The organism is Microbulbifer maximicatervae (SeqCode) (genome assembly GCF_052467065.1).
Genome location: NZ_CP174299.1, coordinates 1,283,530 through 1,298,530, shown reverse-complemented (window position 1 = coordinate 1,298,530; position 15,001 = coordinate 1,283,530). Strand labels below are relative to the sequence as shown.

The window sequence follows — 15,001 nt, the reverse complement described above, 5'->3', positions numbered from 1 at the left end:
CCCAGTTTATTTCCCTAAATATTAATGCCAGAGGAGCGAAATAGATATCGACAGGGAGCCTTACTAAAGTGGTGGATATGAGAGGCATAAAAAAAGGGGGCTTTAGCCCCCTTTGCTGATCTGCTCTGTGTGCTGCTTCGGTTTTAGCCGAACAAGCCTTTGAAGAAGTAGAAGAACAGGATCGCAATACCTGCACCCGCTGGCAGGGTGACTACCCAGGATGCGGCGATAGTGGTGATCATACGCAGGTTCAGGGCGCCAATACCCCGCGCCAGGCCAACACCCAATACCGCGCCCACCAGAGTGTGAGTTGTGGAGATTGGCAGGCCTGTACCAGAAGCCAGTACGACGGTGGAGGCCGCACCCAGCTCGGCAGCGAAGCCACGGCTCGGTGTCAGCTCGGTGATTTTCTTACCGATAGTGGCCATTACCTTAAAGCCGTATGTCGCCAGGCCCACCACGATACCGATACCGCCGAGCAGCAATATCCAGGAAGGCATAGTGGATTTAACGGTGATAGCGCCGCTCTGGATGGTGTTAACTACGGCAGCCAGAGGACCAACGGCGTTGGCGACATCGTTGGAGCCGTGAGCGAAGGCCATGGCACAGGCGGTGAAGACCATCAGGATCGCAAATACGCGCTCGACGTTGGCGAAACGGTTTTCAGCTTCAGCTGCCGGGTCGCGCTGGACGCGCTTGAGCATGGTGACCCCGATACCGGCGACAGCAAGGCCCACCAGGGCGGCGATACCGGCATCCTGGATAAAGCTGAGCTGGATATTGGCATCTTTAAGAACGTGCTTGAGGCCCTTGGTAAGGGTCACCATGGCAATCATCCAGCCCACTGCAAACATGTAGAAGGGGATGTAGCGCTTGGCATTGTTGAAGGGGTCTTCCGTGTCTAGGATCAGGCGCTGGACACTGCGGAATAACAGGAAAGACAGGGTGCCCGCGAGAACTGGGGAGACCACCCAGCTAGCTACGATGCTGCCCACTTTCCCCCAGGCCACTGCATCTGGGGATATACCTACCGCAGAGAAGCCGACAATTGCGCCGACAATAGAATGGGTGGTGGATACCGGCCAGCCGAGAATACTGGCTACCAGCAGCCAGGTGCCCGCCGCCAGCAGTGCCGAAAGCATACCGTATACCAACAGCTGCGGTTGGGCGGCGAAGACTTCAGAATCGATAATGCCTTTGCGGATGGTTGCGGTAACCTCTCCGCCTGCCAAATAGGCGCCGGCAAATTCAAAGATCATGGCGATAACAATCGCCTGCTTGATAGTCAGTGCACGGGAACCTACGGAGGTACCCATGGCGTTGGCTACGTCGTTGGCACCGACGCCCCAGGCCATAAAGAAGCCTGCCACACAGGCCAAAATCAATAATATATGGCCGTATTGACTAATAATTTCCACGCCAAACCCCCTAACGTGCTAACAACAACTGCAATCGGTTGCCCACGCTGTGGGCGCGATCGGCGAGTTCACCGATCCATTCAATAACCCGGTAGAGGAACATAACGTCCACCGGAGGTAAGTCTTTCTCAATAGCAAACAGCGACGCGCGAATTTCGACTTCAAGCTTGTCTGACTTGCGCTCCAGTTCATCCAGCTCTTCGGTCATGCGTTTGGCGATATCCACCTCGCGCCCTGCAAAGCCACTTTCCAGCAACTCGTCCAGTTCGTTGATCGCGCGCAGTGCCTGTGCAGAGGTGGCGACGGCGCTCTCCACAAAGGTGGTCATCAAGGATTGGAGAGGTGCGGGAATCTGCATCTTCCTGCCCACAGCCAGACCAGCGATATCCTGGGCAGTGTTGGCTACCTCATCCTGGGCATGCAGCAATTCCAGCAAGTCAGTCCTGGACACTGGCATAAACAGGCTGTCCGGCAGATGCAGGCGCAGGTCTCTCTTGATATCGTCAGCGCGGTTCTCCGAGGCGGAGATGCGCAGTTGGATCTGTTCTGCCTCTTTGAGGTCACCTTTGATCAGTGCTTCAAAGAAGGGGATCAGGTCAGCCGATGCCTCGTGGGCCGTAGCCATATGCTTCTCGATTGGCTTAATCGGAGAGCGGCCAAATAAGTTGGCAATATTCGACAGGGCCATGGTTAGCTCCATTGCTCAGAATGCGAAAACGGCGGCATGGTACCCCAATCGGGGCAACTTCGTAACAGTGCGTTAACAGCGCACTTTCACAGCTTGATGATAGGGCTACAATGCAACGTCGCCATATGAGAATAAAGGGGTTGCCAATGGCAGAAAGCAGAGTTGCAGACCGAATACTGGAACTGCGCGGATTACTGGAAGATTTGGTGGGGCAGGGCTTTGTTAGCCGAGAGGATGCCAACCGCATCGTAGGTACTCCGCGGACTGCAGAACAGGCCCAGATGCACCCGCTCAGCTATATAGCCAGTTGTGACCTGGTCAACCGCAAGCAACCTGGGAGCTTGCTGAGTAGGGAAGTCCTCAGTGCCTGGTTGGCTGAGAGCTCCTCTCACCCCTTGTATCATATAGACCCGCTTAAGGTTAATGTAAGCGCTGTCACCGAGGTGATGAGCTTTCAGTTTGCCAAGCGACACCAAATTCTCTGTGTTGAGGCGAGCGCTGAAGAGCTGGTGGTAGCAACAGCTCAACCGTTTACCCATGGCTGGGAAGAGCAGCTGGAACATACCACCGGCCGCAGGGTCTGCCGTGTGGTAGCTGATCCGGCCGATATTAAGCGACATTGCGTCGAATTTTACTCCCTTTCCAATTCAATCTCTGGCGCAAGCGGCCTTCAGGGAACCTCAGCAGCAAATAATTTTGAACAGTTGCTGGAGTTGGGCACCTTAAAGGACCCTGAAGCCAACGATCAACACATCGTCAATATCGTCGATTGGTTGTTGCAGCACGCCTTTGACCAGCGAGCCAGTGATATCCATATTGAACCGCGCCGGGAAGTGGGGCGAATACGCTTTCGTATTGATGGTGTTTTGCATCCAATTCATGAGTTACCAGATCAAGTGAATGCTGCGGTTACCAGTCGCCTGAAGATTCTAGGGCGCATGAATGTAGCAGAGAAGCGCAAACCCCAGGATGGCCGTATCAAGACAAAAAGGCCTGATGGCAGTGAGGTGGAGTTGCGCCTCTCTACTTTGCCCACCGCGTTTGGGGAGAAGTTGGTAATGCGTATCTTCGACCCGGAAGTTCTCGCGCGATCTTATTCAGACCTGGGGCTGGGTGGCGATGACTTGGCTCGTTGGCAGACGATGCTGTCACGGCCCAATGGAATCGTACTGGTCACCGGCCCTACCGGCTCGGGGAAAACTACCACTTTGTATACAGGCCTCAAGCAGCTGGCGACTAGTGCGGTGAATGTCTCTACCGTTGAAGACCCTATTGAAATGGTGGAAGAGAGCTTTAACCAAACCCAGGTTCACCATGCCATTGGCTTTGATTTTGCTGCGGGTATCAGAACCCTGATGCGCCAGGATCCAGATATTATCATGGTGGGCGAGATTCGAGATCTGGAAACCGCTCAGATGGCGGTTCAAGCGGCACTGACAGGCCACCTGGTTATCTCAACTCTGCATACCAATGATGCTCCAACAGCAGTCACCCGCTTATTGGATCTGGGCTTGCCCCACTATTTGTTGAAATCCACCATCCTCGGGGTGATGGCCCAGCGCTTGGTGCGCACACTATGTCCCAGTTGCAAGCAGGAGGACAAAATTGAAGAGGCCGATTGGCAGTCTCTGGTAAAACCCTGGAGAGCGCCGCTGCCAGAGAAAGTCTACCGGCCGGAAGGTTGCTTGGAGTGTCGTAATACGGGCTATCGTGGGCGTCAGGGAATTTATGAAATCCTGCCATTTAGCGAGTCGGTACAAGCTATTGTCACCTCCGATTGTGATTTACAGCAACTGCGGCGCCAGGCGATGCGCGAAGGTATGAATAGTCTGAGGCTTTCCGGTGCGAAAAAAGTAGCGGCGGGTTTGACCACTGTGGCAGAGGTATTGAGGGTGGCCCCACCGCCGGATATCGCTTTCTAGCTTGAGAGGCTTCTCTGATAAAACTGTTTGAAGGTGTCGAGGCCAATGAAGTGACCCGAGGGGTGGGCTTGCTCGGCCACTCTTCATTGTCCAATACCACCGCTAGCTATCGGAATGCCGATAGCTAGGCAGAATTGCTCGCTGATATTCGCCCAAGGATTGACCCTCATGTTTGACAACATTCAGTGCCCAAAACCCATCCGCGCTCAACTTCAGTCAATGTGGCATGACTGGTGTAAACTGGCGGAGGCCGCGCTTGTTGTTGAGGTGGAGAGCTTGCTGGCAGAGCCATTGCTTGCGCAAGGAGTGGCTCGGAGCTTAATTGGTTCAGAATTTTTTTATCAACAGTGCTGTCGCCGCCCAGAGCTTTTACGGGATTTGTTACTTAAACAAGATCTTGGGCTCTCCCTGCCGACCATAGAAAGTGATGAGGAATTGGATCTTCAATTGCGCTTATTGCGCAACCGGGTAACGACTGAGGTCATATTTCGCGATTTTGCCGGGCAGTGGGATATTCCTCAGGCATGTCTGCGACTTAGTGAATTGGCAGAGCTATCCATTCGTACGGCGATGCAATGGCACCATGAAAAGTTAGTGGATCGCTATGGGGAGCCTCGTAGTAGAGCTGGCGATAATCAGTCGATGGTGGTGTTGGGGATGGGCAAATTGGGGGCCCGGGAACTCAATCTCTCATCGGATATTGACCTGATTTTTGCCTACCCTGAGCCCGGTTATACCGATGGCGAAAAGAGTGTAGAAAATCAGCAGTTTTTCCAAAAACTCGGCCAGCGCTTGATTAAATCGTTGGATGGAATCAATGCGGATGGTTTTGTTTTTCGTGTAGATATGCGTTTGCGCCCCTACGGTGACAGTGGTCCCCTGGTAAGCCATTTCGCCGCTCTGGAGGACTATTACCAGACTCAAGGGCGTGAGTGGGAGCGCTACGCCATGGTCAAAGCTCGCCCTGTTGCCGGCAGGGAGGAGTTTGCTGAAGAGCTGATGGAGTTGTTGCGCCCATTTACTTATCGCCGCTATATCGATTTCAGTGCTATTGATGCTTTGCGTGAAATGAAAGCCCTGATACAGCGGCAAGTGCGCGCTCGCGGTTTAACGGACAATATCAAACTTGGGCGGGGCGGCATACGCGAGTTGGAATTTATTGCCCAGGCATTCCAGTTAATTCGCGGAGGGCGCGAACCCGCGCTGCGCGAGCGCAGCTTGCTCAAGCTACTGCCCCTTTTGGAAAGTGATGGCCATGTTGAACCGGGAGTGGCCAGTGAACTGACCAGTTGTTATTTGCTGCTGCGGAGAGTCGAACACGCACTTCAAGCTTACCGGGATCAGCAGACACAGGCGCTCCCAGCTGAGGAGGGTGAAAGGGAAAAATTGGCATTTGCCCTGGGCCGCGATAATTGGAAGCAATTGGAGAGTGAGCTGGTCGATGTTCGTTCCTTGGTTGAGCGGGAGTTCGATACTGTAATCGCTCCACCAGAGGAAATGGCTGCCCCCAGTGTGGCTGAGGAGTGGCAGGGACTCTGGGCAAGTTGCGGCGACGAATCTGCAAATGAAGAGAATCTGCAGATTTTGGAAAGTACAGGGTTTCTTCCTCCACCGCAGGCACTCGAGCACTTAACGGAGCTGTGCCAGTCAACAATGGTTGCGGCACTACCTGCTTCTTCCCGTGCGCGCCTGGATCAATTTATGCCTACGCTACTGGCCGCAGCAGGGTTACAGGCTGATCCCTTGTTAGTGCTAACCCGTGTTTTACCTTTAGTGCGCTCAGTACTGCGTCGCAGTGCCTATCTCGTCCTGATTAATGAAAATCCCCCCGTGCTCAACCAGCTGGTGCGTCTTTGTAGTGCCAGTCCATGGATTGCTGAGCAACTTGCGCGCCATCCAATTCTGCTGGATGAGTTACTGGATTCCCGCAGGTTACTGGCACCCTCTACGGCGGCAGATATTGCCAATGAGCTGCGTCTCGAATTGTTGCGGATTGATCCTGAAGATCTGGAATTGCAAATGGAGGCGCTTCGATATTTTAAGCAGAGTCAAAGCTTGCGCATTGCGGCACAAGAGGTGAATGGTGCCCTGCCTTTGATGAAAGTCAGTGATTCCCTTACCTGGTTGGCAGAGGCGATATTGCAGCAGTCATTGCAACTCGCCTGGGCACAGATGGTGGATAAATACGGTGTGCCTGCGGGGGCCTCGGCAGAGGACATGCACTTTGCCATTATCGCCTATGGAAAGCTGGGGGGATTGGAGCTTGGCCACGGTTCTGACTTGGATATTGTTTTTGTGCACGATGCGGATGCGATGCAGGTTACCGACGGTAAAACCAGTATTGATAACCTGAGTTTTTTTACCCGGCTAGCACAGCGACTTATCCACATATTGCAAACCCGTACACTCAGCGGGCCTCTTTATGAGGTAGACACAAGACTGCGCCCCTCGGGTAATTCAGGACTCTTGGTGACTTCATTGGCTGCCTTTGAAAAATACCAGAGGGAGAGTGCCTGGACCTGGGAGCATCAGGCGCTGGTGAGAGCTCGATCTGTCGCCGGTAGTCTCCGCCTGAGTGAGTCGTTTCAACAGTTGCGTACAAAATTGCTTTGCCAGCCGCGAAAGAGCGATAAATTGCGTGATGAGGTGGTGGAAATGCGCAATAAAATGCGTGCGCACCTCGATAAGAGCAACGATAAAAAGTTTGACTTAAAGCACGGTGAGGGCGGTATTGTCGATATTGAATTTATGGTTCAATATGCTGCTCTGGCCTGGGCAAAAACTTCGCCCTCGATCGTGCGGTATACCGATAATATCCGCATCCTCGAAAGTCTAATTGACGCAGGCCTGATGCCGGCCAAACAAGCCGGACATCTGATCGACGCCTACAAAGCCTACCGATCTGAAGGTCATCGCCTGGCACTACAACAACTGCCAGGGATTGTGAGCGATGACCAATTCACAGCGGAAAGAAAGACCGTTCAAATAAACTGGCAGCAATTACTCGGTTAATACCGGGTTTCTACCTGCTGCCCGATTAAACTGTTTTTCAGGATTTGTAGGAGTTACCCATGTCTTTTGCCGATCGCGACGGCGTTATCTGGTTTGATGGTGAATTGGTCCCCTGGCGCGATGCCCGGGTGCATGTCCTCACTCATACCCTGCACTATGGAATGGGGGTGTTTGAGGGCGTACGTGCTTATGAAACCGATAACGGGACCAGTATCTTTCGTTTGCAAGAGCATACCCGTCGGTTGTTTCGCTCTGCAAAAATAATGAATATCCCAATGCCCTATAGCACTGATGAGCTGAATGAAGCTCAGCGGCTTGTGGTGCGCGAAAATAACCTGCGCCAAGCGTATCTAAGACCAATGGTATTTTATGGGTCAGAGGGAATGGGGTTGCGCGCAGAAAATCTTTCAACCCATGTGATTGTCGCTTCCTGGGAGTGGCCCAGCTATATGAGCCCCGAGGCGCTGGAGCAGGGGATTAAGGTGAATACCTCCTCATACACCCGACACCATGTGAATATCAGCATGTGTAAGGCGAAAGCCAATGGTAACTATATAAACTCGATGTTGGCGTTACAGGAAGCGGTGCGCAATGGGTGCGAGGAGGCGTTATTACTGGACCCCGAGGGTTATGTTGCTGAGGGTAGTGGAGAAAATGTCTTCATTGTTCGCGATGGGACTATATATACCCCGGAGCTGACTTCATGCCTGGATGGAATTACCCGCGATACAGTTATTGAACTGGCACGGGAGTGCGGCTATAGGGTGCTAGAGAAGCGTATCACTCGGGATGAAGTCTATATCGCTGACGAAGCGTTTTTTACTGGCACAGCGGCGGAAGTATTGCCCATTAGAGAATTGGATGGGCGTTCTATCGGCAGTGGTCGTCGCGGCCCTATCACAGGGCGTTTGCAAAACCTTTATTTTGATGTGGTACATGGGCGTAGTGCTGCGCATCGGGGCTGGCTCAGTGATGTGGCGGGCCAGGCGGAAGTAAAGATGCGAATAGCATGATGGAAAATAAAAACCCGGCAGATGCCGGGTTTTTATTTTAAGTAAGGTTTACTTAGTAAGAGCTGGTGGTGTCCGGGCGCCCTACGCAGTAATAATCAAAGCCTGCCTCGCGCATTTCCTCTGGTTCGTACTGGTTGCGTCCGTCAAACACAACCGGGGCACTGAGAGCGCTGCTTACTTCATCGATATCAAGAGATTTGAACTGTTGCCATTCGGTCGCGACAATCAGGGCGTCGGCACCCTGTAAAGCCTCTGTCTTGGAGTTGCAAAGGGTCAGGTCTTCGCGATCGCCAAAAATTCGCTGACACTCCTCCATGGCCTCAGGGTCAAATGCTCGTACTTTCGCACCCTGCTCCCACAATCGAGCTAACAGCACACGGCTTGGGGCTTCGCGCATATCATCTGTATTCGGTTTGAATGAGAGGCCCCAGAGCGCAAAAGTTTTGCCCTGAATATCTCCGTTAAAATGACGTTGTATTTTTTCGGCGAGATAGTGTTTCTGGCGCTCGTTGCGGGATTCCACGGCGGCAAGAATATCTGCAGCAATGCCCAGCTGTTGAGCCGAGGAAATCAGGGCTTTCACATCTTTCGGGAAACAGGAGCCACCGTAGCCGATACCTGCGTAGATAAACTGGTAGCCAACTCGTGGGTCTGAGCCGATTCCGGCTCGAACTGCTTCAATATCAGCGCCAACTTTATCGGCAATATTTGCCATCTCGTTCATAAAGCTGATTTTGGTTGCCAGCATGCAGTTGGCGGCATACTTGGTCAGCTCCGCACTTTTTACGTCCATCACCAGGATTTTTTCGTGATTTCGGTTAAATGGTGCGTACAGGTGGCGAAGCTTCTGCTCTGATTCTTCTTCGGAGGTGCCGATAATAATTCGATCCGGGCGCATACAGTCATTGAGCGCCGAGCCCTCCTTGAGGAATTCAGGGTTGGAAATAATATCAAATGGCAGATCAGATCGGTCCCGCTTGGAGAGTTCTTCCTCAACGGCAGCCCGCACCTTATCGGCAGTCCCCACGGGTACTGTAGACTTATTGATAATGTATTTCTTGCACTCCATGTGTTTGGCGATGGTTCTGGCGACAGTCAACACATGGCGAAGATCCGCTGAACCGTCCTCATCAGGAGGGGTGCCGACAGCGATAAAGATCAGTTCACCGTGTTCTACGCCCAAGGCGGCATCGGTTGAAAAAGATAGATTGCCTGTGGTGATACTGTTCTTCACCATAGGCTCGAGGCCGGGCTCATAAATGGGGATAATGCCCTGTTTGAGACGATCGATCTTGTCCGCGTCTATATCGATACAAACTACTTTATTGCCAGCTTCAGCTAAGACTGCTGCTTGCACCAGGCCCACATAGCCGGTGCCAAATACGGTTACATTCATCAGTGTGACTCTATCTCTCAGCGGTTACTGTTTTTGAGGGTTACTTTCCTGGATAGTTTTACAATGGCTCAAACCCCGCTCTTCAATGCTGCTTCGTGCTAGCAGGATAGCTAGGGGAATCCAGTAAAAGAACCAAATATAATTGGGCTTGGCCAAAGGTTGCTGGGCGTATGTCAGCATTGCCAATACACCGAATAGGAACCAGGTGAAGTACAAACCGGGAATCCAGCTCAGAAGCCTCTCTTTGGACCTCACTGTCCACAGGGATGCGAGTCCTTGCCAGGCACAAGCGGCCACCCCCAATATTCCACTGAAGCGTGCGATATCCAGGAGGAAATTATGTGGATGGGGAACCATTCTGTTTAGCTCGATAAACTTTTTGTGCACTAGGCCTTGACCAAACAGTGGGGATTGCAGGAACTCTTCAAATGTCTTTTGCCAGAGTGTCATGCGAACGGAATAGGCGCTACCCCGGTGTAGAAGAGGCAGATCACCATACAACGTAAAGTAGGCTAGGGGCAGCACGCAAACTATGGCAACAACAACGAGAATCTTCAGCAGTCGTGAAAGGTTGCCGAATACAACCAAAAAGATTGAAAAGCCCGCCATAACAATCGGGACTTTGGTTTGTGACAAAACTATATAGATACAGGATGTGAGTAAACCTGCTCCTGATAGCCAGCGCCAAATACGGGGCTTTTGGTAGAGGCCGTAGCAGCAAAAAAGAGCGTGGAAGCCGAACAGCATTCCTGTTTTATCAATATTGCCCTCTAGAGATACACCTCCAATCCGACGCAGATCTTGTAGGCCCCCTTCTAGGGCATAAGCAACTAACGAAGCAATACCAGATAGCAGCCCAATCACAATAAGTGCGAGTAACAGCTGATGGAGGATAGTGTCGCCATACTGTTCCAGTAGGAAGTAGGTCGCACAGTAAAATAGAGACAGGTATAACACCAATTTCCAATAATAATTAGGTTGCCTGTAAACGTCAGCGGTGTCAGGTGAGGCCCATAGGGTTGACAGGGCTAATATGATTGGGAGGCTGCAAAAGGTTATAAATTGCCAAGAGAGCAGGAAGTGATAACTCTTTCTCCATGCCAGCAGTAAAAAGGCTGTGGACAATAAAGTCAGGTAAAAGCTGGTTTGTATCCCTGAAACCTTTGGAAAAATATAGAAGCCACATACCAGCAGAAATAGTCCCAGAAAGGCCAATTTAAGCAGACCTGAAATCCACAATGAGCTTTGCTGACGGTAAACGGGTTGAGAAAGCTTATTTAGAGTACTTCCAAGTTCAGGCATAGGTGCAACTGTCGACCAAATAGAAAAGGTTGTATTAGGTGTGCGGAAATAGGATGTATGGTTGGGTACTATATAAAAGTCTGTTGTCCATGAGCGCTTGAAATTTGGTTTTTGGTGGTAATTGCGGGGCTCTACACAAAGTAAAAGCGGATATCTGTTTTGTTGAGCGCTTTAACAGGCCTCCTGAGGGCATGGATTTACAATGGCACTTACCGGGTACCCCGCTAACGTCTGAAGGGCAGTATACTGGATGTTTTGGGGCTCCCATAGCCTTGTCACAGTGGTCTCACTGACGGGGGCTAGGTACACTGCCTTATATTCCGGTGATTCAGCAGTTTAGGGTCCTATCTTGCAACTTACTATTTGGCGTTTTTTAGATGGCAACCGGGCCCATGAAAAGCAGAGCGCAGCTCTGATTGAAGGGTTACGCAGGAGCTATATCGGGGAAGTGCAGGCTTTTGATATATCGCCAGAATATACAGCCAGCCGTATTCTCCTAAAAGCGGGAGAGGAGCTGGAAGAGTCCCCCCCCCCCGACTTTCTGATTGGTACAGGCCGCCGCAGCCGGCTTCCTATGCTATCTGCCCGTTGCCGGTTTGGTGGTCGCACGGTGGCAATTAACCGCCCTTTGTTACCCTACAGCTGGTTTGATTTTGCGGTCGTCCCCGAACACGATCGTCCGCCCCCTCTACCTAATGTGATTGTGAGTCAGGGTGCGCTGACTGAACCGCTCGAGAGCGATGTGCTGCAGCCCGGAAGGGGGCTTATTTTATTGGGTGGACCCAGCAAGCATTACAGTTGGGATACACTCTCAATCCGGGAGCAAGTCGAGAAATTATTGGCTCACCCCTTGAGTTGGTGTATCTCTGATAGTCGGAGAACACCGGCGGGCACCATGGAGCAGCTGGAGAAAAGCGGTGTTGAGTTGGTTGACTGGCGTTCTTGTCCGGCGGGCTGGCTTCAGAAGCAGTTGTCGGAAGCGGAGACAATCTGGGTCACTGAGGACAGTATCTCTATGCTATTCGAGTCGTTACAAAGTCGGGCCCAAGTCGGTGTAATTCGGGTTCCGAGTCGCAGCAAGTCCAATAAGGTGCGTTCAGCGGTATTACGACTTTTGGATCAAGGCTTGGTTAGTGAAAAGCTCGAGGTGAAGGCGGGAGGCCAGCGTGAACCCCTGGATCAATACCTATTGTGTGCTCAAGCATTGTTGCGTCGATCGGGCTTGCCAAGCCGTTAGCGCTTGAGCCCCTCAGCTTCAAATTTTCGCCAGGGGGTTTCCTTATCGGAGATCTCCCATTCGACTCTCAGCCACATACGCTCGATACGGCGACGGATATAGCGTTTAGCAAAGTAGCTGGAGACTTTTGGTAGGGGCAGAAAAGAAGCGCAACCCAGTCCATCTATCAGGTAGGTTTGCAGTTCGCCCTGCTCTTTTCGCAAGACCAGGTTGTGGGCAATCAGGTTTTTCGTGAGAACCTCATACTCAAGCAGCCACTCAGAAAAACGCTGTAAAGATGTACGTACCTCTACATTGAGACCGTATTTGTTCAGGTATTGGCGTAGGGTGGGCGCTGGATTTCCATCACTGTCCAGAATCATATCGGTGACAGCTGCGGGGCCTAGGTTGGTCTCCTGAATTCCATACCAGCGTGGTAGATGCTGCCAGAGTTCCTCTCGATCACTGACAATAGCTCGCTGGCTATAGCCCTCCAGCTCGCGAAGGTTATCATCGAAATAGGACTCCCCTCGCCAGGTTTTGTACCAGGGGGCTCGCCCCAACAGTTCCGCTGTTCGACCGGGACGCATCACCTTGACACAGATTTCAGGCCGCTCCGGGTGTCGGTAGCAAAAGCGATTGCCTCCACTGGCAAACGGCTCGCTTTGGCTCAAATTAATCACTCGGGTTCGCTCCGGTACGCTCTGTGAGTAGGCTTTTGTAGATTTCAATGGTGTGTTCGGCCTGTCTTCCCAAAGTGAAATCGGTAGATAGGTGAGGCTTCTGTTCAGGGCTGTCGAGCAGCTCTTGAGTACGTACGAATAAAGCTTTTGAATCATTGATATCAACTAGCCCTTGAGGGAAACAGGCATTAAGCGACTCTGCCGGGCCCCCAATGTTATAACCGATAATAGGTGTGCCAATCGCAGCGGACTCTATAACGGTTCTGCCAAATGGCTCGGGTCGACGTGATAGGTTATACACCAAACTGGACGCACTATACCAGTGGCGTATATCACTACGATGACCAACCAGGGTAAGGTGGTTCTCAAGCTTCATTGAGCGAATTTTTTGCTCCAATTCATCGGCGTAGTGCTGCTTGTTCTTCTCCGCTCCGCCGAGAATGATGCCGTGGATGTCAGAACGGTTTTGGGCTAGCTGATGAATTAGATCGATAAAGTCCTCTTGTCCCTTCCAGCGGGTCAGTCTGCCGGGTAATAGGAGCCAGCGCTTGCCAGCAAGCTGGGGGAAATCCTGATGTACTTGTTGGTACCAGGACTCCGATGGCTGGACATCGGGATTGAACTCATCTGTATCAACACCCCGGTAAACGATCTGTGGGGGGCGCTTTAGATCGTTTGCATAGTTCTCTAGTAAGTAGCTATTCACACACTCTGATATTGCGATTACCTGTTCGGTTTTCGCCATAATCGCACTGTATCGATTTATCGAGTAAAGGCCATGAGCCGTGCTGACAAGACGAGGGCGCTCAGCTGGGTCAAGGTTTCGCCAGGCAAGATAGGCTAGCCAAGCCGGAACCCTGGAACGCACATGGATGATGTCGGGCTTCTCACGAGAGATAACCTCTCGAAGTGGCCTGACCTGTAACAGGCTGAAGAGAGACTTTTTGTGGATTGGAAGTTCAATATGGGCTGAGCCTTCAGCTTTCAGTTGCTCGACCATGCTCCCCCCACTGGAAACGACAATTGACTGATGACCGTCTGCTACCAGGTAGCGGGCAAGATCAACGGTCCCCCTCTCAACCCCCCCAGAGTTCAGGGCGGGTAAAAGCTGCATAATTTTCATGGGGAGATATACCAGGACTTATGAAATTTGTTTTTTGAATTAATTTGACTAATGGGTTGCGTTTTAGCAGGGAAGGTCGGGCACGAGTATATAAAATGGACCATAGATGCCCTGATAAAGCATTTGGCAAAAGTGGTATTATAGACAGGTCATTCTTAAGGGTATAGGCTGATTCTTTTTTAACCCAGCCCAAAAAGCTTATATCCGATTTGTTCTTGGCCGTAATCTGGAGTTTACATTGCACCCCTTGTTAGTGATCTGTATTTGTACTTATCAGCGACCAGAGCGGCTTCGCAGTTCTCTGCAAAGTCTGGCCAAGCTCCAGCTACCTACAGGCTTGAATGTGGCTGCACTGGTTGTCGATAATGATTCGGTCACTCAGGCTGGTAGAGAAGTTGTGGAGGAGTTGTCGGGAAGCTTTCCCTTCACCATCAACTGTGCTGTAGAAGAGCGGCGGGGAATCCCTTATGCACGCAATCGCTGTATCGATGAACTGGATAATATAGAAGCTGACTATCTGGTTTTCATTGATGATGATGAGTGGGTAGAGCCCGATTGGTTAATCCAGCTATATGAATACTCACAAAAGCTGGGGGGCAGTAGCGTGGTTTGTGGCAGTGTTGTTCGGCGTTGGCCGGATTCTGTGCCTGCCTATTACTCGCGTATTTTTTATCGACAGAAACGAAAGACTGGAGAACAGCTCAACTACTGTGCGACCAGCAATGTACTAATACCGATGAGCAGTATTCGCTCGTTAGGTCTGAGGTTTAATGAGCGGGATCCTCTAGGTGCCGGTACTGATGTGATTTTTTTCACAGAGTTTAAGGCCAAGGGCGGAAAGATTGTTTACTGCCTGGAGGCGAGGGTTTACGAGGCCGTACCGGAGAGTCGCGCCAATATGCGTTGGTTGTCGCGTAGAAAATTCTCCGCTGGTATCACTCTGGCAAAGCATAAACTTGCCAAAGGTCGCGGTCATACCAGCATCTTTGTATCGGCTCTGGGGCAACTGTTGATCTCCAGCATAGGCTGTATTTTAGGATTGATTTTCGGTGGAAAGCGCTTGGGCTCTGGGCCTTGGCTCCGCGCCTGCCGTTCAGCCGGCATGGCTTGTGGTGTTTTTGGGGTGCGCTCTGAGTTTTACCGGGTGGTCGATCACTAATGGTCTGAGGCCTTTCTTACGGGGGTGTTTTACCTGGAAGAGATAACCGTCATCATTGCACTTTCTTTG

At 51.6% G+C, this 15,001-nt stretch carries 11 protein-coding genes; 5 read left to right on the top strand and 6 right to left on the bottom strand.

The genetic code is table 11. The features are described 5' to 3' along the window. Nucleotides 1–143 precede the first annotated feature (143 nt). Nucleotides 144–1,418, bottom strand: a complete 1,275-nt coding sequence (locus tag ACJJI1_RS05680) for an inorganic phosphate transporter (RefSeq protein ID WP_282930993.1) — start codon at nt 1,416–1,418, stop codon at nt 144–146. A 10-nt stretch (nt 1,419–1,428) separates the two neighbouring features. Continuing rightward, nucleotides 1,429–2,106, bottom strand: a complete 678-nt coding sequence (locus ACJJI1_RS05675; RefSeq protein WP_413663563.1) for a TIGR00153 family protein — start codon at nt 2,104–2,106, stop codon at nt 1,429–1,431. 146 nt (nt 2,107–2,252) lie between these two features. Between ACJJI1_RS05675 and tfpB the strand changes: the two genes are divergently transcribed. The 3 genes from tfpB (at nt 2,253) to ACJJI1_RS05660 (ending at nt 8,053) form a co-directional block, all read left to right on the top strand. Continuing rightward, nucleotides 2,253–4,028, top strand: coding sequence for a type IV pilus assembly ATPase TfpB (gene tfpB, locus ACJJI1_RS05670; RefSeq protein ID WP_444958809.1), 1,776 nt, complete (start codon nt 2,253–2,255; stop codon nt 4,026–4,028). A gap of 168 nt (nt 4,029–4,196) precedes the next feature. Then, nucleotides 4,197–7,040, top strand: a complete 2,844-nt coding sequence (gene glnE, locus ACJJI1_RS05665; protein WP_444958808.1) for a bifunctional [glutamate--ammonia ligase]-adenylyl-L-tyrosine phosphorylase/[glutamate--ammonia-ligase] adenylyltransferase — start codon at nt 4,197–4,199, stop codon at nt 7,038–7,040. A 59-nt stretch (nt 7,041–7,099) separates the two neighbouring features. Further along, nucleotides 7,100–8,053, top strand: a complete 954-nt coding sequence (locus ACJJI1_RS05660) for a branched-chain amino acid transaminase (RefSeq protein WP_444958807.1) — start codon at nt 7,100–7,102, stop codon at nt 8,051–8,053. Between the two features lie 52 nt (nt 8,054–8,105). Here the strand turns inward: ACJJI1_RS05660 and ACJJI1_RS05655 are convergent, their stop codons facing one another. Together ACJJI1_RS05655 and ACJJI1_RS05650 are read right to left on the bottom strand one after the other, a co-directional pair. After that, complete coding sequence (locus ACJJI1_RS05655; protein WP_444958806.1) at nt 8,106–9,449, bottom strand: UDP-glucose dehydrogenase family protein; 1,344 nt, start codon at nt 9,447–9,449, stop codon at nt 8,106–8,108. A 24-nt stretch (nt 9,450–9,473) separates the two neighbouring features. Beyond that, entirely contained in the window at nt 9,474–10,406 is a 933-nt protein-coding gene (locus ACJJI1_RS05650) for an O-antigen ligase family protein (RefSeq protein ID WP_444958805.1), read from the bottom strand. Between the two features lie 694 nt (nt 10,407–11,100). On the opposite strand from ACJJI1_RS05650, the gene ACJJI1_RS05645 reads away from it, so the two are divergent. Then, complete coding sequence (locus ACJJI1_RS05645) at nt 11,101–11,988, top strand: ELM1/GtrOC1 family putative glycosyltransferase (protein WP_444958804.1); 888 nt, start codon at nt 11,101–11,103, stop codon at nt 11,986–11,988. Here ACJJI1_RS05645 and ACJJI1_RS05640 read toward each other — a convergent pair. Next, nucleotides 11,985–12,650 (bottom strand): YrbL family protein, encoded by a 666-nt coding sequence (locus tag ACJJI1_RS05640; RefSeq protein ID WP_444958803.1) that lies wholly within the window; start codon nt 12,648–12,650, stop codon nt 11,985–11,987. The genes ACJJI1_RS05645 and ACJJI1_RS05640 overlap by 4 nt on opposite strands. Beyond that, nucleotides 12,643–13,773, bottom strand: coding sequence for a glycosyltransferase family 4 protein (locus ACJJI1_RS05635; protein ID WP_444958802.1), 1,131 nt, complete (start codon nt 13,771–13,773; stop codon nt 12,643–12,645). The genes ACJJI1_RS05640 and ACJJI1_RS05635 overlap by 8 nt, the downstream gene beginning before the upstream one ends. 238 nt (nt 13,774–14,011) lie before the next feature. Between ACJJI1_RS05635 and ACJJI1_RS05630 the strand changes: the two genes are divergently transcribed. Continuing rightward, nucleotides 14,012–14,932 (top strand): glycosyltransferase family 2 protein, encoded by a 921-nt coding sequence (locus ACJJI1_RS05630; protein WP_444958801.1) that lies wholly within the window; start codon nt 14,012–14,014, stop codon nt 14,930–14,932. Nucleotides 14,933–15,001 lie beyond the last annotated feature (69 nt).